This is a genomic window from Actinocatenispora thailandica, assembly GCF_016865425.1.
Classification (GTDB): Bacteria; Actinomycetota; Actinomycetes; order Mycobacteriales; family Micromonosporaceae; genus Actinocatenispora; species Actinocatenispora thailandica.
The window spans coordinates 4,875,210-4,897,007 of the sequence record NZ_AP023355.1 but is presented as its reverse complement, the minus strand read 5'-3'; the positions used below and the strand labels follow the sequence as shown (position 1 = coordinate 4,897,007).

The following is a 21,798-nucleotide window of genomic DNA, read 5'->3' as shown; positions in this document are numbered from 1 at the left end:
CGGCCGTGCTGCCGGGGTCCACGAACCCGCCCGCGACCCGACGTGGCAGGCTGGCCAGGAGCAACGCGCTGGGCAGTGGACCGGGACCGGGGCAGGAGCAGCAGTGAAGCACGTGTACAGCGGCAAGATCCGTGACCTGTACGAGGACGACAACGGCGACATCATCCTGGTCGCCTCGGACAAGATCTCGGTCTACGACGTGGTGCTGCCCACGCCGATCCCGGACAAGGGCAAGCTGCTGACCCAGCTGTCGCTGTGGTGGTTCGACCAGCTCGCCGACCTGGTGCCCAACCACGTGATCTCCGGTACCGACGTGCCGGCGGAGTGGGCGGGCCGCGCGGTGCGCTGCAGGCCGCTGAAGATGCTGCCGGTGGAGTGCATCGCCCGCGGCTACCTGGCCGGGCTCGGTCTCCAGGAATACGAGAAGCAGGGCGCGGTGTCGGGTGTCGAGTTGCCGGCCGGGCTGGTCGAGGGGTCGAAGCTGCCGGAGCCGATCTTCACGCCGACCACCAAGGCGACCGAGGGGCACGACGAGTTCATCACCCTCGACGACGTGACCGAGGAGTTCGGTGCCGAGCTGACCGGCCGCATCCGTGACCTGACGCTGGAGGTGTACCGGCGCGGTGCCGAACTGGCGCGCGAGCGCGGCATCATCATCGCCGACACCAAGCTGGAGTTCGGCATCGACGCCGAGGGACAGCTGGTGCTCGCCGACGAGGTGCTGACCTCCGACTCGTCCCGGTTCTGGGCCGTCGAGGAGTGGCAGCCGGGCCGCCCGCAGCGGGCGATGGACAAGCAGTTCATCCGCGACTGGGCCGCCGCGGTGCCGGGCTGGGACAAGACCTACCCGGGCCCGGAGGTACCCGCCGAGGTCGTGGCGACGACCCGGGCCCGCTACCAGGAGGCGTACGAGCGCATCACCGGCAACACCTGGACCGCCTGACTCGAGCCCGTCCGGCCCAGGTCCGGCGCGCCCGGTGCCTCGTTGACCTGCCCGCCTCTGCCGCACTGGATCTGACGCCGGTCGCATTGCGGCGGCGGGTCTCGCCGCCGTCGTGCCACCCCCATCGCGGCCCTGCCCGCTTTACCCGGTGTTGGTCAACCCTGTCCAGCATGGCCAGTGCTGTACCACCCGTGCCCGGCCGGCATGTTCGACCCAGCGCCAACCGGCCTACTCCACCAGGGTCGAGCGGGCCTGAGCGGCCGCCTGTCGCCGGAGCGGCGGCACTCGCTGGGTGTGATCGATTTGCACATGTTCCGTCGCGTTCGGCGTGACGAGCTGTCGTCATGTCGCGTACCCGCCATTCGCTCTACATTGCCTGGTCACCGGCCCGTTGGGAAGTGTTGTCGTTCGGCGTCGTGGCGGCGCTCGGCACCACTGGGTGGACGGTTGGAGGACCTGGATGCAGGGCACCAGAACGTTGCGTCGATGGGCGAGAACAGGCAGGTACGGGCTCGCCCTCGCGGTGGCGGTGGGGGCGGGACTCGGGATGGCGCAGGCGCCGTCCTTCGCGGCGCCCGCCGACGACCTGTCCGCCAGCCAGCCGAACACAGAACGGGTGTGCGCCCCGGCCAAGGTGGGGGAGTACACCTGCTTCTCGTTGCGGCGCACCGATGTGGCCGGCGCGAAAGGCATCCAGCCGAACGCGACGCCGTCGGGGTACGGGCCTGGCGATCTACGCAGCGCCTACCAGCTGCCGGCGGACGGCGGTGCGGGAGCGACGGTCGCGATCGTGGACGCCTACGACGATCCGAACGCGGAGGCCGACCTCGCGGTCTACCGGCAGCAGTACGGGCTGCCGGCGTGCACGACGGCCGACGGTTGCTTCTCGAAGATCGACCAGCGAGGTGGGACGAGCCTCCCGCAGGCTGACTCGGGCTGGGCCGGGGAGATCTCGCTGGACCTGGACATGGTCTCAGCCGTCGCGCCGAACGCGCACATCCTGCTGGTGGAGGCCGACTCCGCGTCGTTCGAGGACCTCGGGGCCGCCGTCAACACCGCGGTGGCGGCCGGCGTCAAGTACGTGTCGAACTCCTACGGCACTGGCTACGACGCCACGCCGGGAAGCGGGGAGTCGCAGGACGAGCTGACCTACGAGCAGCAATATTACAACCATCCGGGGGTCGCGATCACCGCGTCGTCCGGTGACTCCTCGTACGGTGTCTCGTTCCCGGCCGCATCGCAGTACGTGACCTCGGTCGGCGGCACGTCGCTGACCCGAGACAGCAGCAGCCGGGGCTGGTCGGAGAGTGTCTGGCACAACAGCTACGGCGGCGCGGGATCGGGGTGCTCGCAGTACGAGCCGAAGCCGAGCTTCCAGTCCGACACCGCGTGCGACCAGCGCACGGTTGCGGACGTGGCAGCGGTGGCCGACCCGGCGACCGGGGTGGCGGTCTACAACTCCTACCAGGCGGCCGGTTGGGCCCAGTACGGCGGGACGAGCGCCTCGGCGCCGATCATCGCCGGCGTGTACGCCGACGCCGGCAGCCCGGTCGCGGGCTCGTACCCGAACTCGTATCCGTACGCCAAGGCCCGTGCGCTGAACGACGTGACCACGGGCACCAACGGCGCGTGCAGCAACTACCTGTGCCAGGCGGGGGCCGGCTACGACGGCCCGACCGGGCTCGGCACGCCGAACGGGCTTGCCGCGTTCCGGTCCGGCGCGCAGGGCACAGTGTCCGGCACCGTGACCAGCGCCAAGAGCGGTGCAGCCGTCGCCGGCGCGACCATCAAGGTCGGTGACGACCAGGCCACCAGTGGCGCCGACGGCAGCTACTCGCTGGCCGTACCACCGGGCAGCTATGACGCGGTGGCCGCCGCGTACGGCTACCAGAGCAAGACGACTGCGGTGACCGTCACCGCCACCGGAACGGTCACCGCGGACTTCGCGCTGGCGCCACTCGCGGCGCACACCGTCAGCGGCACCGTCACCGACGGCGGCGGCAACGACTGGCCGCTGTACGCGAAGATCACCGTCGACGGGGTGCCGGGCGGCCCGGTCTACACCGACCCGTACACGGGGAAGTACTCCATCCGCCTGCCGACCGGGCACGACTACACGCTGCACGTCGCCGCGCAGCAGACCGGCTATCGTGCGGTGACCAGTGCGGTGCGGCTCGGCGACGCCGACGTGCACCGCGACCTGTCCGTGCAGCCCGACGTGAGCCAGTGCGCGGCGCCGGGATACGCCAAGAAGTACGACGGCAGTACCCAGACGTTCGACGCGACGACCGCGCCAGACGGGTGGACGGTCACCGACGCCACCGGCGGCGGCGCCTGGCGATTCGACGACCCGGGCAAGCGCACCAACACCACCGGCGGCTCAGGCGGGTTCGCCGTCATCGACAGCGCCTACGCCGGCTCGTCGAAGACGCAGGACACCGCGCTGGTCTCCCCGGTGCTGGACATGTCCGGCAACGACTCACCGGTGATCACGTTCGACACCTACTACCGCCCCTACTTCACCCAGGCCGCGACCGTCGACGTGTCGATCGACGGCGGCTCGACCTGGACCACTGCCTGGCAGAAGAAGACCGGTACGGTCTCCGGTCGACAGCAGGCGCTGCTGCCGACCGCGGCGAACCAGTCCGACGTGCAGGTCCGGTTCCGGTTCCGGGGCAGTTACGGCTGGTGGTGGGAGGTCGACGACGTCTTCCTCGGCCGCGCCTACTGCGACCCGCAGCACGGCGGGCTGGTCGCCGGACAGGTGCTCGACGCGAACACCGGCGACGGCGTCGACTCAGCCTCGGTCGTGGACGACGACCAGCCGTCGCAGACCGCCAGCACCGTCGATGCGCCCGGGTTGGGCGCCGGCTTCTACTGGATGTACTACCCGCAGACAGGATCGCACTCGATCAGCGCGAGCCGCGTCAACTACCACGCCGCGACCGACACGGTGTCGGTGACGCCGAACGATGTCACCCGGGCCGACCTGACGCTGACTGCAGGCCGGATCACGGTCGACAAGCAGTCGGTGAAGAAGACGGTCGCGTGGGGCGGCAGCGCCTCGGGTGCGGTCACGGTGACCAACACCGGCGACCAGCCGGCGACGATTCGGCTCGGTGAGCAGGCCGGTGGTTTCCAGCCGCAGGCGGCGACCACCGAGGCGCCGAAGCAGGTGGTGAAGGCGACGGTTTCGCCGTTGCGGCACACCGGGAAGACCGGCAAGTTCACTGCCGGGGCACCGGCCGCCGCCCCGGCCGCGGGCGACGCCTGGACCCCGATCGCGGACGTACCGACCAACGTGCAGGACAACGCGGTCGGCGTATACGACGGCCTGGTCTACTCGGCCTTCGGGTACAGCGGCGGCGCCGACCTCGACAGCATGTACGCCTACGATCCGGTCCAGGGTTCCTGGCGGAAACTGGCCAGCGCCGCCGATGTGCGGGAGGGCCTGCCGGCACACGGGTTCATCGACGGCAAGTTCTACGCGGTCGGTGGGTGGGGCGCCAAGGGTGCCCCGGATACGAAGCTGGAGATCTACGACCCGAAGACGGACAGCTGGTCGACCGGTGCCACCGCGCCGAAGGCGTTTGCCGGCGCCGGCAGTGCGGTACTGAACGGCAAGCTGTACTCGGTCGGCGGCTGCAACTCCGCGACCTGCGGGCAGACCACCGTCATGGTGTACGACCCGGCGAAGAACTCGTGGTCGCAGGCCGCGGACTATCCGGAGGGCACCTCCTGGGCGTCGTGCGGCTCGATCGCCGGCAAGCTCTACTGCGCGGGCGGCCTCGGCTCGGGCCCGACCACCCACAGCTACGGGTACGACCCGACCAGCGACTCGTGGACGCGGATCGCGGATCTGCCGCTCCCGCTGTTCGGTTCGGCGTACGCGGCGGCCAATGGGCGGCTGCTGGTCTCCGGCGGCGCGAGCACCAGCACGGTGACCAACCAGGGCTTCGCCTACAACCCGCAGGACGACACCTGGAGCGCGCTGCCCAACGCCAACCAGGCGACCTATCGGGGTGGCAGCGCAGCCGGCCTCTACCGCATCGGTGGAAACGCCGGCGGGCCCACGCCGGTGTCGAGCGCCGCGCTGCTGCCCGGGTACGGGCAGGCCGACGCGTCCGACGTGTCCTGGCTCTCGATGAGCGTCGGGAGGGTCACGCTGGCGCCGGGGCAGAGCAAGAAGGTGCGGCTCGCCTTCGACGCCTCGGTCGGCCAGATCAACCAGCCCGGTACCTACCGCGGCACCGTCGAGGTCGTCTCGGACACGCCGTACGAGGACGCCTCCGTCACGGTGGCGATGAAGGTACAGCCCCCGACGACGTGGGGGAGGTTCAGCGGTACGGTCAGCGGCCCGGACGGCACGCCGCTCGCCGGGGTGGTGGTGCAGATCGACAGCTGGGCGGCCAGCTACGTCGTGATCACCGACTCTGCCGGCCACTACCAGCTGTGGCTGGACTATCGAAGCAGCCCGGTGACTGTCATCTATGCCAAGGATGGCTATCGACCGCAGGTCAGGACGGTGACCATCGAGCAAGGAAAGACGGTCGAGGTCGACGTGACCCTCGCGAAGGGATGATCCACGCCGGGGCAGGTCCGGTCCGCCGGCCTGCCCCGGCCCGAGGTGGGGCGCCGATGCGGCGTCGACAGTATGTGCGACTCGCGCAATCGCCAGAGGGAGGATCTGCGTGTACGGCAGGGAAACGGTGCGTCGACGAACGAAGGCCGGTCGGTACGGCCTGGCGCTCGTCGCGGCGGTCGGGTTGGCGGGGCTGGGAATGCAGGCTCCTGCCTTCGCCGCACCCGCCGTCGGTGACACCGGCGCGACGGCGCCGAAGGTGGAACCGGTGTGCGGCACCGCGAAGAAGGGTGAGTTCACCTGTTTCGCGATGCGGCGCACCGATGTGAAGGGCGCCAGGGGAATCCAGCCCAACGCTACGCCGTCAGGCTACGGTCCGGCGGATCTGCGCGGTGCGTACAACCTGCCGGCCGACGGCGGCGCGGGTACCACTGTCGCGATCGTGGACGCCTACGACGATCCGAACGCCGAGGCGGACCTGGCCGTCTACCGGCAGCAGTACGGGCTGCCGGCGTGTACGAGTGCGAGTGGCTGCTTCAGCAAGGTCGACCAGACCGGCGGAACTACCTACCCGGCGCCCGACGCCGGCTGGGCCGGGGAGATCTCGCTGGATCTGGACATGGTCTCGGCTGCCGCGCCGAACGCGAACATTCTGTTGGTGGAGGCCGATTCCGCGTCGTTCGAGGACCTGGGTACGTCGGTCAACACCGCGGTGGAACTCGGCGCGAAGTACGTGTCGAACTCGTACGGCACCGGCTACAGCTCCGACCCGGGCAGCGGCGAGTCGCCTGACGAGCTGACCTATGAGCAGCAGTACTACAACCACCCGGGCGTGGCGATCACCGTCTCCACCGGTGACGACGCCTACGGCGTGGCGTTCCCCGCCGCCTCCCAATACGTCACCGCGGTCGGTGGTACCTCCCTGATCCGGGACAGTAGTCCGCGCGGCTGGTCGGAGAGCGTCTGGCACAACTCCTACGGCGGCCCTGGATCCGGCTGTTCGCTGTACGAGCCGAAACCGGCGTTCCAGCACGACTCGGGTTGCGATATGCGGAGCGTGGCAGACGTGTCCGCGGTGGCCGACCCCACTACCGGTGTCGCCGTGTACAACTCATACCAGGCCAGCGGGTGGGCCCAGTACGGCGGGACCAGCGCCTCGGCGCCGATCATCGCCGGCGTCTACGCCGACGCCGGTGCGCCGGTGGCGGGCTCCTACCCGAACGCCTACCCCTATGCCAAGGTCGGCGCGCTCAACGACGTCACCGACGGGGAGAACGGTTCCTGCACCCCGGCATACTGGTGCACCGCCGGCACCGGCTACGACGGCCCGACCGGCCTCGGCACCCCGAACGGGCTCGGCGCGTTCCGGGCCGGGCCACACGGGACGGTGTCGGGTTCAGTCACCAACGCCAGCACCGGTGCGGCGATCTCCGGCGCGTCGGTCAATATCGGTGGCAGCACCGCCACCGTCGGCGCGGACGGCTCGTACACGATGTCGGTGCAGCCGGGTGACTACCAGGTGACCGCCGCGGCGTACGGCTTCGACCCGAAGACCGTCTCGATCAGCGTCGCGGACGGCGGCACCGTCACGACCGACCTCGCGCTCACTCCGCTCGCCACCCACACGGTCAGCGGCAAGGTGACCGACGGTTCCGGCCACGGCTGGCCGCTGTACGCGAAGATCACCGTGGACGGCGTGCCCGGTGGGCCGGTCTACTCCGACCCGTTCACCGGCAAGTACTCGCTGAGCCTGCCGACGGGCAGCGACTACACGCTGCACGCCACCCCGCAACTGCCGGGCTACACGGTGCTTGACTCCACGGTGAAGGTCGCCGACAAGGACATCCGGCGGAACCTGAAGCCGGTGGTGGACCAGAAGGCGTGCGCCGCTCCCGGCTACGCCATTACCAAGACCGGCGTCAGCGAGACGTTCGACACCACCACCACGCCGGCCGGGTGGACCACCACCGACGCCACGGGCAACGGCGGCTGGGCCTTCGACAACCCCGGCCACCAGACCAACTACACCGGCGGTACCGGCAACTTCGCCATCGCCGACGGGACCACTGGTACCGGTGCTCGGGACACATCGATGGTCTCCCCGTCAGTGGATCTGTCCAACAAGGACCACCCCACGGTGACCTTCGACACCTACCGGGTCGGTGGGTCCTCCCAGGTCGCCGACATCGACGTGTCCACCGACGGCGGCTCGACCTGGACCAACGCCTGGCGCAAGACCGGCTACGCCGGCGGCCACCAGGAGGTCGATCTGCCCGGCGCGGCGAACCACGCCGACGTGCGGGTGCGGTTCCGCTACACAGGCAATACGGCCTACTCCTACTGGCAGGTCGACGACGTGTTCTTCGGCGACATCTCCTGCCTGCCGGTACACGGTGGACTGGTCGCCGGCCGGGTGACCGACGCCAACACCGGCGACGGCCTGGACTCGGTGTCGGTGGTCAGCAAGGACAAGCCGGCCGAGACCGCGACGACCGCCGACGCGGCGGGTGTACCCGGCTATTACTGGATGTTCTCGTCGCTGACCGGGTCGCACACCTTCACCGGGACCAAGGCCAGCTACCACACCGAGTCCGCCACCGTCGCGGTGGCGCCGGACGCGCTGACCCCGCCGACATCGCGTTGACCGCCGGTCAGATCGCGCTGTCGAAGCAGTCGGTCCGCAAGACAGTGAGCCTCGACGGCGCTCCCGCCACGGCCGCGGTCACCGTGACCAACACCGGCGGCCGGCCGGCGACGGTGCGCCTGGGTGAGCAGAGCGGCGGCTTCTCGATGCAGTCGACGCCCAGCGGCGCGCCGAAGCAGTTGGTGAAGACGGACGTCTCACCGCTGCGCCACAACGGTGCCGCGACCGGCACCGCTCCGCAGGACGACGCGCCGTCCGCGGACGCGTGGACACCGATCGCCAACGCGCCCACCACGTTGCAGGACAACGCCGTCAGCGTCAACGGCGGCAAGCTCTACTCGGCGTACGGGTTCACCGGCTCGGGCGACATCAAGAACATGTATATCTACGACCCGGCCGGCGGCACCTGGACCCAGGGTGCCAGCGCGTCGGACAACCGATCCGGTGACCCGGCGCACGGGTTCATCGGCGGCAAGTTCTACGCCGTCGGTGGTTGGGCCGACAACGGCACCCCGGACACAAAGCTGGAGATCTACGACCCGTCGTCGGACACCTGGTCGACCGGTGCCACGGCGCCGAAGGCGTTCGCCGGTGCCGGAAGCGTGGTGCTCGGCAGCAAGCTCTACTCGATCGGTGGCTGCACCAGCGAATGCGGTCAGAGGACCGTGATGGTGTACGACTCGGCCTCCGATACGTGGTCGCAGGCCGCCGACTACCCGGAAGCCATCTCCTGGGAGTCCTGCGGCGCGATCGCCGGCAAGATCTACTGCGCCGGCGGAATCGGTTCGGCGTCGACCAGACACGGGTACGTCTACGACCCGAACGCCGACACCTGGTCGCCGATTGCGGACCTGCCACTGGACCTGTGGGGTTCGGCGTACGCGGCGGCCAACGGGCGGCTGCTGGTGTCCAGTGGCGTGGCGGACAACAGCTCGGCGGTGTCCAACCAGGGGTTCGCCTACGACCCGGACGACAACACCTGGACGCCGCTGCCCAACGCCAACGAGGCGGTGTACCGTTCCGGCAGCGCCCTGGGCTTTTACCGGATCGGCGGCAGCGTCAGTTCCTCGTCGCCGCCGGTGGCGACCGGATCGGTACTGGCCGGGTACGACCAGGGCGGCGACACCGACGTGACCTGGCTGTCGCTCAATCGAACCACGTTCACTCTGGCGCCGGGCGCCAGCAGGAAGTTGAAGATCACCGTCGACCCGACCGACCCGGCCGTGGCCCAGCCCGGCGACTACACCGCCGCGGTCAGCGTCGGTACCGACACGCCATACAGCATTGCGCCGATCGGTGTGACGATGCACGCCACTCCGCCGAGCACCTGGGGCAAGATCACCGGTACGGTGTCGGCCGACGACGGACACGGCACCGTGACCCCACTGTCCGGCGCCTCGGTGGAGATCGACGGCTGGTCGGCCGGCTACCTGGTGAAGACCGACTCCAACGGCCACTTCGCGCTGTGGATGGACTCCCGGAACAGTCCGCTGACCGTCATCTTCGCCAGGGACGGCTACCACCCCCAGGTCAAGACCGCGACGATCAAGGAGGGCAAGACCGTCACGGTCGATGTCACCCTGCTGCGACTGTAGGGCGTGCCTCGAAGGTCGCGCCGCGGGCTTCGAGACGACCGAGGCGACAGACCGCCGGGAACTCGATCTGGATTCCGGCACATGCAACAGATCGACGGCCGGTCCGGGCCTGCCCGGGCCGGCCGTCGGCGTGGCCGCCGTGCCACCGAGATCGGGTCGGTGGGCCCATCCCGGCAGTCGGGGCCTGCCGAACGCCGGCTCGCGTCGCCGGCAGCACTCGGTACGGCGGTTCATGGTCATGGCGAAACCCCGCCAGCCCGCGCCCATTGTTCCGCACCATGCCGGCTGGGGATTCTGGTCGCCGACGTGGTTCGTCGCCACGCCGTTGCTCGCCTTCGCGGTGGCAACCGGTAGCGCAAGACCTCAGGAGGTCGTGAGTTGAGACGCACCAGAGTCGGAGGTCGACGAGCGAGAGCGGGTATCCGTAGTCTCGCCGTGGCGTCCGCAGTGGGCATGATCGGGCTGGGACTGGCCGCCCCGGCATTCGCCGCGCCACCGGACCCGCCGACGGCGAAACTGAACGTGGAGCCGGTCTGTGGCACCGCCGATCCCGGCGAGTTCACCTGCTTCTCGTTGCGGCGCACCGATGTGGTCGGCGCCAAGGGAGTTCAGCCCAACTCCACGCCGTCCGGGTTTGGGCCGAGTGATCTGCGCAGTGCGTACAACCTGCCGGCCGACGGCGGCGCGGGTACCACTGTCGCGATCGTGGACGCCTACGACGATCCGAACGCCGAGGCGGACCTGGCCGTCTACCGGCAGCAGTACGGGCTGCCGGCGTGTACGAGTGCGAGTGGCTGCTTCAGCAAGGTCGACCAGACCGGCGGAACTACCTACCCGGCGCCCGACGCCGGCTGGGCCGGGGAGATCTCGCTGGATCTGGACATGGTCTCGGCTGCCGCGCCGAACGCGAACATTCTGTTGGTGGAGGCCGATTCCGCGTCGTTCGAGGACCTGGGTACGTCGGTCAACACCGCGGTGGAACTCGGCGCGAAGTACGTGTCGAACTCGTACGGCACCGGCTACAGCTCCGACCCGGGCAGCGGCGAGTCGCCTGACGAGCTGACCTATGAGCAGCAGTACTACAACCACCCGGGCGTGGCGATCACCGTCTCCACCGGTGACGACGCCTACGGCGTGGCGTTCCCCGCCGCCTCCCAATACGTCACCGCGGTCGGTGGTACCTCCCTGATCCGGGACAGTAGTCCGCGCGGCTGGTCGGAGAGCGTCTGGCACAACTCCTACGGCGGCCCTGGATCCGGCTGTTCGCTGTACGAGCCGAAACCGGCGTTCCAGCACGACTCGGGTTGCGATATGCGGAGCGTGGCAGACGTGTCCGCGGTGGCCGACCCCACTACCGGTGTCGCCGTGTACAACTCATACCAGGCCAGCGGGTGGGCCCAGTACGGCGGGACCAGCGCCTCGGCGCCGATCATCGCCGGCGTCTACGCCGACGCCGGTGCGCCGGTGGCGGGCTCCTACCCGAACGCCTACCCCTATGCCAAGGTCGGCGCGCTCAACGACGTCACCGACGGGGAGAACGGTTCCTGCACCCCGGCATACTGGTGCACCGCCGGCACCGGCTACGACGGCCCGACCGGCCTCGGCACCCCGAACGGGCTCGGCGCGTTCCGTTCGGGGCCACACGGTACCGTCGCCGGCACGGTGACCAGCTCCGGCAGCGGCGCGGCCATCGCCGGCGCCACCATCTCGGTCGGTTCCGACACGGCGACCTCGGCCGCCGACGGCTCGTACACGATGTCGGTGCCGCCGGGCGACTACCGGGCGACCGCTGCGGCATACGGCTACCAGAGCAGCACGGCGTCGGTCACCGTCGCCGATGGCGGCAGCGTCACGGCGGACTTCACCCTGGACCCGATCGCCACCCACACCGTCACCGGCAAGGTGACCGACGGCTCCGGCCACGACTGGCCGCTGTACGCGAAGATCACCGTGGACGGCGTGCCCGGCGGCCCGGTCTACACCAACCCGTACACCGGCAAGTACTCGCTGAGCCTGCCGACGGGCAAGGACTACACCGTGCACGCGACCGCGCAGTTGCCCGGCTACACCGGTACCGACGCGGCGGTCAGCGTCCGCGACACCGACGTGCACAAGAACCTGACCCTGCTGGTGGACCAGCAGGCCTGTACGGCACCCGGATACACCCAGACCAAGGACGGCCTGACCGAGACGTTCGACGCCACCACGATCCCGGACGGGTGGACCGACGTCGACGCCACTGGCCGGGGAAACTGGGTGTTCGACAACCCGGTGCACCGCGGCAACGGCACCGGCGGGTCCGGCAACTTCGCCATCCTCGAGGCGACCGGGCCGGTCACCAGCCAGAAGTGGGACGCGAGCCTGCTGACTCCCATGGTCGACATGTCCGATCAGGCCAACCCGTGGCTGGCGTTCGACACCAATTTCTCCGGTGGGCTCACCCAGGTCGCCGATGTCGACCTGTCGATCGACGGCGGTGCCAACTGGAGCACGGTCTGGCACCGGACCGCGGCGACCAAGGGGCACCAGGAGATCCAGCTGACCACCGCCGCCTACCAGGCGTCGGTGCAGGTGCGGTTCCGCTATACCGCGCTCGCCGGCTTCTACTGGGAAGTCGACGACGTATTCCTTGGAAACCTCGACTGCACCCCGAAACCGGGCGGGCTGGTCGCCGGCCGGGTGCTCGACGCGAACACCGGCTCCGGTGTCGAGTCTGCCTCGGTGACCAGCGGCGACGCACCGACCGAGACCGCCACCACGACGGACTCGGCCGCCGGTACCGGCTTCTACTGGATGTTCTCGTCCCTGACCGGTTCGCACCCGTTCACCGCCGCGAAGGCGCGCTACCACGATGCGACTGCCGCCGTGGCGGTACGGCCGGACGATGTCACGCACGCCAACATCACCCTGACCGCCGGCCGCATCAGCCTGTCCAAGCAGTCGATCCGCAAGGCACTGGACCTCGACGGCGGGACCGCGACCGGATCGGTGACCGTCACCAACACCGGTGGCCAGCCGGCCAGCGTGTCGCTCGCCGAACATTCCGGCGGGTTCCAGATCCAGGCGACGCAGACCGGCGCACCCAGGAAGGTGGTCAAGGCGGACGTCTCGCCGCTGCGGCATCGCGGAACGGCGACCGGTGCCGCACCCGACACCGGGGCGTCGGGTGACGCCTGGACCCCGATCGCGAACCTGCCGTTGGCCGTCCAGGACAACGCCGCCGGCGAGTACCACGGGAAGGTCTACTCGGCGTTCGGCTTCACCGGCACCGGCGAGACCAACCACCTGTACGTCTACGATCCGGTGGCAGGCAGCTGGACCCAGGGCGCAAGCGCCGCAGACGCCCGCGACGGCACCCCGGCGCACGGTTTCATCGGCGGCAAGTTCTACGCCGTGGGCGGCTGGACCGCCAGCGGTAGCACCGACACGAAGCTGGAGATCTACGACCCGGCCAGCAACACCTGGTCGACCGGTGCGACCGCCCCGAAGGCGTACGCCGGTGCCGGGAGCGCGGTGCTGGGCGGCAAGCTGTACTCGGTCGGCGGCTGCACCTCCACCTGTGGGGTCAAAACGGTCCTGGTGTACGACGCGGCCACCGACTCCTGGTCGCAGGCCGCCGACTACCCGGTCGCGACCGCCTGGCAGTCCTGCGGTGCGATCGCCGGGAAGCTCTACTGCGCCGGCGGCTCCGGCGCCGGCACCAGCGGCTACGTGTACGACCCGGCCACCGACGGCTGGTCACCGATCGCGGACCTGCCGGCCGACCTGTGGGGTTCGGCCTACACCGCGGCCAACGGGTTGCTGCTGGTCTCCGGCGGCGTCACCAACGGCAGTGCCGCGCTGACCAACCAGGGGTTCGCCTACGACCCGCAGACCAACTCGTGGACGGCGCTGCCGAACGCCAACGCCGCGATCTACCGGGGCGGCAGCGCGCTCGGCTTCTACCAGATCGGGGGCAACCCGGGCGGTGCCAACACCGCGCCGACCGGCTCTTCGTCGGTGCTGTCCGGCTACGACCAGGGCAGTGGCGAGGACGTCTCCTGGCTGTCGTTGAGCGCCGGTAAGTTCTTGCTCGCCCCGGGGGCGAGCAAGCGGGTGAAGGTGACCGTCGACGCGTCGGACCCTGCGGTCACTCAGCCCGGCAAGTACGCCGCCGAGTTCAGCGTCGCCACCGACACGCCGTACCTGGTCACCCCGGTCGCGGTGACCATGAAGGTGGCGCCACCGTCGACCTGGGGCAAGATCACCGGTACGGTCTCGGCCGATGACGGCAGCGGTGCCGTAACGCCGCTGGCCGGCGCCCAGGTAGAGATCGACGGCTGGGCCGCCGGTTACCTGCTCACCACCGACGGGGACGGCCACTTCGCGTTGTGGCTGGACTACCGCAACAGTCCGGTGACCGTCATCGTCGCCAAGCCCGGGTACCACCCGCAGGTGAAGTCGGTGACGATCAGGCAGGGCAAGACGGTGCGGCTCGACGTCACGCTGAAGAAGGCGTGACGGTCGACCCCTGACCCGCTGGGCCGGCCCGCAACCTCCACGGGCCGGCCCAGCCTCGTACTTCACCTCGACGGTCGTCGCGCCCGAGCTACAGCCAGTTGCGGTGGGCGGCCCGCCAGATCAGCTGCAACCGGGTACGCACCCCGGCAAGCTCGATGAGACCGTGCACGCGGCGTTGCACGGTGCGCATCGAGAGCCCGAGCTGCGCGGCGATGGCCTGGTCGGTCAAACCGGCAAGCAGCAGTGACAGCAGGTGCAGATCCTGAGCCGACGGGGCGTTCTCGCCGGCGGGCTCTACCGCGTCGTCGGTGGCGAGCAGCGGCGTGGCATTCTCCCAGATCGCCTCGAACAGCGCCACCAGCGCATCGAGCAGGCCGCTCGGGTACACGAGTAGTGCCGATGGCTCGGGCGAATCGGCCGGTAGGACCGGTACCACCGCCACCGCCCGGTCCACCATGATCATTTTGAGTGGTGTCTCGTCGATGACGCGTGCTTGTTCGCCATGACGCACGGACTTGACCAGCTCGAACGGGTCGCCGGGGATCGTCAACACCTCGCGCGGGTAGATCGACCGGTAGGCGATCCCGGCGCGCAGCCCCTCCATCTCGGCGACGTTCTCGGACGGCCGCATGGCGAAGGTCGGCGACTTCATGATGCCGCAGACCTCCTTCTGCGCCTTGCGCTCCAGTTCCACGATGCGTGGTCCGATCGCCTCGCCGAAGACCACCTCGATCAGCTCACCGGCGCCGCGCAGTGCGAGCTGGTTGCGGTATTCCGTGGATAGCCGGTCGACGGCCTCCTCCACCACGGCGAGGTCGCGCTGCCGGCGCCGCAGCTCGGGCCCGAACGCGAGGTCCGGGGGTACGGCCCGAAACCGGCGCGGGTCGTCCGGGGTCCGGGTGACCGCCTTCCGCCGCTGCAGCACGGCCAACGCGGCGGCGACCTCGTCGATGTCCAGCCCCAGACGCTCCGCGAGTTCCTCGGCGGTGCCTGTGGGCAGGCGCATCAGGACGTGGTACGCACGCCACTCTGACGGTCGGAGTCCAACGGCCTCCAGCACGATACGAGCGCCTCCCCGGTGACAGGCGATGTGCGGCCGTGACTGGCCGCATCGGCTTTGAGGTCGGTTCGGAATGCGCGCCGGAGCCTGTTGGGCCCGGCCATCGACGCCATTCTGAACTGACCCTTTGCTGCATGCGAGCGGTATGGGGCCGGTGACCGGGATCCGGGACGCTACCGGATCCGCCGGCCGGGACACCCCACCGCTAACACCTGGTGCCCCGGGGTAGGCGCGACGGAGGATCATCGGCGATGCGCCCTCCGACACCGTGCCTGCCCCCGTGCCTTGAAGGTCGGCGGCGCCCACCGTTCGACGACAGGTTCGCGAGGCCCCATGTAGCCCTCTGCCGTGGATGGTAAGGCCTCGATCGGTGATCCGACGGGTGGCGGTAGGCTCGCGGCCGACCGGATGGGCTGTTTCCCACCCGGTGCGTGCTTTCTTGCGCACACGGAGCGTGAGGACGACGGCGGGTGGCGCGGGAGGGCCAGGTGACCGAGCCGGACGGCGTGTCGCTGCGCCGACGCTGGACCGGACGGCACTACGTGCACCTGCTGCTGCCCGTCCCGTACCTGACCGAGCCGGCCGCGGCGGTCCTGGACGACGCGGTCACCGCGGCCGACGGCTGGCGCCCGTACCCCGACCCCGACCCGGCCGGGGCCCGGCGCTGGCACCGTGGCCCGGCCGCCGGCACGCTGCGACTGGCGGTACTCGGCTGGTACCCGCTGCTGGTCACCGTCGGCGCCGAGCCGGCCGGCGGCCGGCCCGCCCGGCGTGCGCTGGGCCGGCTCACCGAGGCCGCGCTGGCCGTCGACGGCCGGCCACTGTCCGACGCCGAACTGCCCGGCCGGCTGCGGGCCGCCACCGACCGCGGTGCTGCCGCCGCCGACCTGCACGAGCGGGCCGCGCGGGCGCGCCTCGACCTGACCCGGCGGCGCTGCCCGGCCTGCCCGGCGATCAGCGACCGGCTCGCCACCCACTGCGGCGGCTGCGACCGCCGCTTCACCGGCGCCGACGACGAACGACGCGACGCCGACCACCGCGGCGCCGCGCGGCACCTGCACCACCTCGCCGCCGAGCTGGACCGGCTGGCCCGGGACCGGCCGATGCGAGCCGGCACCGAGGACGCGTCCCCGGTGGCGGCGACCGGCGCCGACCCGGTCGCCGCGCCGCCCGATCCGCAGCCGCCCCGCCCACCCACGGCCGGCCCGGCACCGGCCGAGTGGACGGGCGGCCCACCGTCGGCCGACCCGCAGCCGGCCGGCCGGTCATCGGTCGCCCGACGACCGGCGGCGGCCGACGACCGCGACGGGCCGGCAGCGCCGGCCGCCACGCCGGATCCGCCGCCGGCCACCCGGCCGGCCAGACCGGCCACGCCGCCGGCCGCATCGCCGGGCACGCCGACCGCCGGGCCGAACGAGGCGGATCCGGGGCCGGGGGAGCCGGCGTGACCCGGGGCAGCGAGCGCCGGTCGACGGCGCTGCTCGCTCCCGGCGAGCGGTGGGGCTGGGAGTACCGGCTTCTGCCGGCGGCGGCGCCGGAACGGGCCGCGCCGGCGACCCCGTCGGTACCCGACCCCGACTGGGCCGACGCGGCTGCCGAGCGGTACGCCGCCGCCGGCCGCCGGACCCTGCGCTACCGGTGGCCGACCGCGGCCGCCGCGGCCCTCGCGGTCGTCGGGTTCGCGCTCGCCGCCGCGCTGGCAAACGGCATCCTGGCGCTGATCGGGAGCGGCTGCGCGGTCCTGGCGGTGGCCGGCACCGCCGGGTTGGTGCTGCCGCGCCGGTTCGCCGCCCGGTACGCCGACGCCGAGCACCAGCGGTGGCTGCGGCGCTGTGCCCGGCACGCCGAGCCGGTCCCGGCACCCGCGCCGGAGGCACCGGCGGGACGGTGGCGGCCGCTGCGCCCGGCCGGCGCCGAGCACGTCGACGTGTACGGCGGGACCGACCGCGGTTGGGCCGCGCTGCTGTCCACGGTGGCCGGTTCGGTGATCGGCTCCGGCGGCTCGGTCACCATCCTCGACCTGACCGGCAGCAGTGCCGCCCGCGACCTGGTCCGGGTGGCCGGCGCCGCCGGGCACCGGCTCGACCTGCTGACCCTGCCCGACCACCTGCCGTCGGTCGGCCTGCTCGCCGACCTGGCTCCCGCGCAGGTCGGTACCGTCCTGGCCGAGGCGGTCCACGCGGTCGACCGCGACTCGGACAGCGGCGACCGCTCCGGCGACGCCGGCCTGGTCGGGCAGGCGGTGACCGCGCTGCGTGGCCCGGTCACCTTCCGCCGGGTCGGCGCCGCCCTGCGGGCCCTCGACGGGGTGGTCGCCGACGGCGACGCGCTGACCGCGGCCGAACGCGCCAACCTCGCCGCCGCGCTGCGTCAGGTCGGCAGCCAGACCGCGGCGACCCGACTGCGCCGGCTGGCCGCCGCGGCCGAGCAGCTCGCGCTGCTGGAGGAGCACGACCCGGGGGTCCGCCCGTACCGGGATCCGCACGCCCAGCTGCGCGTCATGCAGCTGGCCGGCGACGAGGAGGATCTGTCCACCGGCCTGCTCGCGCAGGTGCTCGCCGGCACCCTGCTGCACCAGGTGCGCCGGCTGGTACCGCAGGAGTCGGGCCCGGCGCGGCTGCTCGTGGTCGCCGGTGCGGACGGGCTGCGCCGCGCCCAGCTGGAGCGGCTCGACACGCTGGCCCGCCGGCGCGGCATCCGGCTGCTGCTGCTCTACCGCCGGTTGCGTGGCGACGCCACGGCGCCCACCGGCACCGACGCGACGGTACTGATGCGCCAGCCCGGCGCCGCCCAGGCCGCGCAGGCGGCCCGGCTGCTGCCGGCCGGGATCGAGCTGCTCGTCGCCGACCGTACGATGGCCCGCGCCGAGCCCACCGCCGCCCGGCGCGGCGGCCCGGAACCGGAGCCGCCCGGCCGGCTGCCGGCCCCGCCGCCGGTGCCGCCCCTGCCGCCGCACCCCTGGCGCCCGGGCGCCGAGCCCGGCGTGCCGGCGGCCGCCCGGTACGCGCCGACACCGGAGTTCCTGCGCGCCCTGCCGGACACCGCGTACCTGCTGCTCGACCCGCGTGACGGGGGCAGCCCGCGCCTCCTGGAAGCCGACCCCGCGGTGCTGGACTAGGGGCTGCCTCGAAGTCCCCGGCCCGGACCTCGAGGCGGGCTCTCGGGGCCCGGGCGGGTTCGCGGGTGGATGATGGATGCACGCCTGTCGTGGTGTAGCTCCTCGTGATGGTCGGTGTTCGGTGTCCCCACTGATGACGGTCACGCGGGAAGGAATGTGACGTGGAGGAGTTGGCCGAGGGCTTCGAACGGGCTCGACCGCGGCTGCGCGCGGTGGCGTACCGGATGCTCGGCTCGGCGAGCGAGGCCGACGACGCGGTCCAGGAGGCGTGGTTGCGGCTCAGCCGCGCCGACCGCGGCGACGTGCGGAGCCTGCCCGCCTGGCTGACCACGGTGGTGGCGCGGATCTGCCTGAACATGCTGCAGGCCCGGCAGACCCGCCGGGAGCAGCCGCTGGAGGACCACGAACCGCCGGCCGGCGGAGCCGATCCGGCGGCCGAGGCGGAGCTGACCGAGTCGGTCGGGCTGGCCCTGTCCACCGTGCTGGACCGGCTCGCGCCGGCGGAGCGGCTGGCGTTCGTGCTGCACGACATGTTCGCGGTGCCGTTCGACGAGATCGCCGACATCGCGGGCCGGTCCCCGGCCGCGGTCCGCCAGCTGGCCAGCCGGGCGCGCCGCCGGGTACGCGAATCCGGCGCGCGGCCCGAACCGGACCGGGCCCGCCAGCGTACGGTCGTGCAGGCGTTCCTGGCCGCCTCCCGCAACGGTGACTTCGCCGCGCTGCTCGCGCTGCTGGACCCCGACGCGGTGCTGCGCGCCGATGCCGCCGCGGTGGCGACCGGGGCCAGTACCGGGGTGGTCGGCGCCGCCGCGGTCGCCGAGCAGTTCGCCGGCCGGGCCCGGGCGGCCCGGTTCGCGCTGGTCGACGGTGCCGCCGCGCTGGTGTGGAGCGTCGGCGGCGAGGTACGGGTCGTGTTCACCCTCACGGTGGTCGGTGACCGCATCACCGAGATCGAGATCCTGGCCGACCCGGCCCGGCTGCGCGCCCTCGACGTGGTCCTGCCGGACCGGGTCGGCTCCCTCCCGCCGGACCGGGACGGGGCCCGGCGGGACCGGGTCGGCTCCCTCCCGCCGGACCGGGACGGGGCCCGGCGGGAGCGAGACGAGGTGTCACCCGACTGATTCGCGGCCCGCGGTCACATTGTCGGCACGCCGGCGGTCAGGTGGGTGACGGAGCAGACCTCGAGAGGAGTCGACGTGAAACCGAGCAGCATCTCGGGCCTCACCTACCAGGTCGCCGACCTGGCCCGGACCGCGGAGTTCTATCAGGCGCTGGGGTTCCGGCCGGGTAGGTCCGAGGAGGGCAGGATGACCTGTTACGTCAACTGGTTCTGGTTGACGTTCGTCGCCGGGGAACCGGCCAGCGGCGCGGGCAGCACCACCTACCTCAAGGTGGAGGACCTGGACGCGTACTACCAGGGCGTGCTGGCGGCCGGCTTCCGCCCCGAGAACAAGCCGGCGCGCGGGCGTACCGGCAACCGGGAGTTCGACCTGCTCGACCCGGACGGGTACCGACTGGCGTTCTTCGAGAAGAAGTAGCCGCCGCGATGTCCTCGCTCGTACTGGTCACCGGCGGCACCGGCACCCTCGGCCGGCTGGTCGTCGACCGGCTGCGCCGCTGCGACCACCAGGTTCGGGTGCTGTCCCGGCACCGGCACGACGACCGGGACGGCGTCGGGCACGTGCTCGGTGACCTCGTCGCCGGCACCGGCATCGACGCCGCCGTCGCCGGCACCACCACCATCGTGCACTGCGCCAGCGACCGCACCGGAGACGACACGGCCGCCCAGCACCTCGTGCAGGCCGCCGCGGCGCGACCGGACCCGCCGCACCTGGTGCACGTCTCGATCGTCGGCGTCGACCGGCTCCGCTGGTGGTACTTCAGGGCCAAGCTGGCCGCCGAGCAGGCCGTCGTGCGGTCCGGGCTGGGCTGGACGGTGCTGCGGGCCACCCAGTTCTACGACCTGATCGCGCGCGGCGCCGGCACGCTCGGCCGGCTGCCGGTGGTGCCGGTACCGGCCGGCTTCCGGGTGCGGCCGGTCGACCCGGTCGACGTGGCGGAGCGCCTGGTGGAGCTGGCGCTCGGGGCGCCGGCCGGGCGGGTGCCCGATCTCGGCGGGCCGGCGGAGGCCAGCTTCGCCGACCTGATCCGTACCTACCTGAAAGTGACGGGCCGGCGCCGGCCGGTACTGCCGGTACCGGTGCCCGGCCTCGGCGCGGTCCGGGCCGGCGCGCTGCTACCCGACCGGGGCGCCACCGTGGCGGCCGGACGAACCTGGGAGGAATACCTTGCCGACCGACGAGACTGACCGCGACGGCTACCTGCTCCGGCCGATCGGGCGGGTCGAGTCGCCGCTGACCCGGCGCGACCAGGCGCCCCGGCAGGGCGACGAGGGCGCGCCCGATGCCTGGCTGGTGCTGGACGCCGCGGTGGCCGACGCGATGCGCGATCTGACGGCCGGTACCGACGTGCTGGTGCTGACCTGGCTGCACCGGGCCGACCGGCAGGTGCTCGCCGTGCATCCGCGCGGCGACGCAGACCGGCCGGTCACCGGCGTGTTCGCCACCCGGTCGCCGGACCGGCCGAACCCGGTCGGCCTGCACCGGGTGAGGATCGTCGCGATCGACGGACTGCGGATCCGGGTCCGCGACCTGGAGGCGCTCGACGGCACCCCGATCGTCGACATCAAGCCGGTCCTCGGCCCCGCGGCGGAACGCTGACGGGCCGCACCGCCGGCGGGCGGGGGCCGGTTGGCGTGGCGGCGTACCGGGCTGGCGGCCACCTGGCAGGCTGAACGGATGACCGAGCAGCCGACGATCCGCCCCCGCCGCCTCTGGTACGGCATCGCCATCGCGGTGCTGGTGCTCGGGGTCGCCGCCGGCATCGGCGCGTTCCTGTTCGCGCTGCGCCCGGCGCTCGGCGACCTGCAGCGGTTCGACACCGGCCAGAGGGTGCGGCTGTCGCTGGCCGCCGGGCAGCGCCGCACCCTGTACGTCTCCGGCGACACCGCCGGCGGCGACCTGCACTGTACGGCCAGCCCGGCCGGGCTGGCGCTGTCCGAGACGTCCGGGCTGACGGTGACCCAGGGCGGCGAGTCCTGGTCTGCCCGCTACCAGCTGCGCGCCGACCGGGCCGGCAGCTACCGGCTGACCTGCACCAGTTCCTCGGGCCGGAAGGCGCTCGCGATCGGCGCGATGCTCAGCGGCCCGCGACTGGTCGGGGGGATCGTCGCCGCGATCGCCTGTCCGTGCGGCGGCCTGCTGTTCGCCGGCATCGTCTGCCTGGTGGTGGCGCTGCGCCGGCACGGCCGGCGGCGCGCCCTGCGGGAGACCGCCGCGCCACCCGGCGCCGCCTGA

Annotated in this window: 13 protein-coding genes; 12 read left to right on the top strand and 1 reads right to left on the bottom strand. The window is 72.0% G+C overall.

Features of this window, described 5'->3' with window-relative positions:
* The first annotated feature begins 103 nt into the window (after positions 1-103).
* The 5 genes from Athai_RS21790 (at position 104) to Athai_RS21770 (ending at position 14,264) form a co-directional block, all read left to right on the top strand.
* A complete protein-coding gene (locus tag Athai_RS21790) occupies positions 104-943 on the top strand; it encodes a phosphoribosylaminoimidazolesuccinocarboxamide synthase (protein WP_203963216.1) in 840 nt (279 codons plus the stop codon).
* A 460-nt stretch (positions 944-1,403) separates the two neighbouring features.
* Positions 1,404-5,525 (top strand): carboxypeptidase regulatory-like domain-containing protein, encoded by a 4,122-nt coding sequence (locus Athai_RS21785; RefSeq protein WP_203963215.1) that lies wholly within the window; start codon positions 1,404-1,406, stop codon positions 5,523-5,525.
* Between the two features lie 109 nt (positions 5,526-5,634).
* Positions 5,635-8,169 (top strand): carboxypeptidase regulatory-like domain-containing protein, encoded by a 2,535-nt coding sequence (locus Athai_RS21780; protein ID WP_203963214.1) that lies wholly within the window; start codon positions 5,635-5,637, stop codon positions 8,167-8,169.
* Complete coding sequence (locus Athai_RS21775) at positions 8,166-9,764, top strand: Kelch repeat-containing protein (protein ID WP_203963213.1); 1,599 nt, start codon at positions 8,166-8,168, stop codon at positions 9,762-9,764. Before Athai_RS21780 ends, Athai_RS21775 begins: the two co-directional genes overlap by 4 nt.
* Before the next feature lie 453 nt (positions 9,765-10,217).
* Entirely contained in the window at positions 10,218-14,264 is a 4,047-nt protein-coding gene (locus tag Athai_RS21770; RefSeq protein ID WP_203963212.1) for a carboxypeptidase regulatory-like domain-containing protein, read from the top strand.
* Between the two features lie 88 nt (positions 14,265-14,352).
* On the opposite strand, the gene Athai_RS21765 is transcribed toward Athai_RS21770, so the two are convergent.
* Positions 14,353-15,570 carry a helix-turn-helix domain-containing protein gene (locus Athai_RS21765; protein ID WP_275422664.1) on the bottom strand — a complete coding sequence of 406 codons (1,218 nt, stop codon included), beginning with the start codon at positions 15,568-15,570 and terminating at the stop codon, positions 14,353-14,355.
* 242 nt (positions 15,571-15,812) lie between these two features.
* On the opposite strand from Athai_RS21765, the gene Athai_RS21760 reads away from it, so the two are divergent.
* The 7 genes from Athai_RS21760 to Athai_RS21730 all read left to right on the top strand — a co-directional run bounded on the left by Athai_RS21760 (position 15,813) and on the right by Athai_RS21730 (position 21,798).
* Positions 15,813-16,772 carry a hypothetical protein gene (locus Athai_RS21760; RefSeq protein ID WP_203963210.1) on the top strand — a complete coding sequence of 320 codons (960 nt, stop codon included), beginning with the start codon at positions 15,813-15,815 and terminating at the stop codon, positions 16,770-16,772.
* Positions 16,769-18,442, top strand: coding sequence for a hypothetical protein (locus tag Athai_RS21755; RefSeq protein WP_203963209.1), 1,674 nt, complete (start codon positions 16,769-16,771; stop codon positions 18,440-18,442). Before Athai_RS21760 ends, Athai_RS21755 begins: the two co-directional genes overlap by 4 nt.
* 161 nt (positions 18,443-18,603) lie before the next feature.
* Positions 18,604-19,563 carry a sigma-70 family RNA polymerase sigma factor gene (locus Athai_RS21750; protein WP_275422523.1) on the top strand — a complete coding sequence of 320 codons (960 nt, stop codon included), beginning with the start codon at positions 18,604-18,606 and terminating at the stop codon, positions 19,561-19,563.
* Between the two features lie 75 nt (positions 19,564-19,638).
* Positions 19,639-19,980: a VOC family protein gene (locus Athai_RS21745; protein WP_203963208.1), complete on the top strand. Its 342-nt coding sequence runs from the start codon at positions 19,639-19,641 to the stop codon at positions 19,978-19,980.
* A gap of 8 nt (positions 19,981-19,988) precedes the next feature.
* Positions 19,989-20,750: an SDR family oxidoreductase gene (locus tag Athai_RS21740; RefSeq protein ID WP_203963207.1), complete on the top strand. Its 762-nt coding sequence runs from the start codon at positions 19,989-19,991 to the stop codon at positions 20,748-20,750.
* The gene (gene tsaA, locus Athai_RS21735; protein WP_203963206.1) at positions 20,731-21,162 is read left to right on the top strand and encodes a tRNA (N6-threonylcarbamoyladenosine(37)-N6)-methyltransferase TrmO; all 432 of its coding nucleotides are present in this window, start codon (positions 20,731-20,733) and stop codon (positions 21,160-21,162) included. The genes Athai_RS21740 and tsaA overlap by 20 nt, the downstream gene beginning before the upstream one ends.
* A 78-nt stretch (positions 21,163-21,240) precedes the next feature.
* Entirely contained in the window at positions 21,241-21,798 is a 558-nt protein-coding gene (locus Athai_RS21730) for a hypothetical protein (protein ID WP_203963205.1), read from the top strand.

Excerpts from the sequence above, each read along its gene's own strand:
- Athai_RS21785 (WP_203963215.1), top strand. The coding sequence starts at position 1,404 with ATGCAGGGCACCAGAACGTTGCGTCGATGGGCGAGAACAGGCAGGTAC.
- Athai_RS21770 (WP_203963212.1), top strand. The coding sequence starts at position 10,218 with ATGATCGGGCTGGGACTGGCCGCCCCGGCATTCGCCGCGCCACCGGAC.
- Athai_RS21765 (WP_275422664.1), bottom strand. The coding sequence starts at position 15,570 with ATGATCCTCCGTCGCGCCTACCCCGGGGCACCAGGTGTTAGCGGTGGG.
- Athai_RS21740 (WP_203963207.1), top strand. The coding sequence starts at position 19,989 with ATGTCCTCGCTCGTACTGGTCACCGGCGGCACCGGCACCCTCGGCCGG.
- Athai_RS21730 (WP_203963205.1), top strand. The coding sequence starts at position 21,241 with ATGACCGAGCAGCCGACGATCCGCCCCCGCCGCCTCTGGTACGGCATC.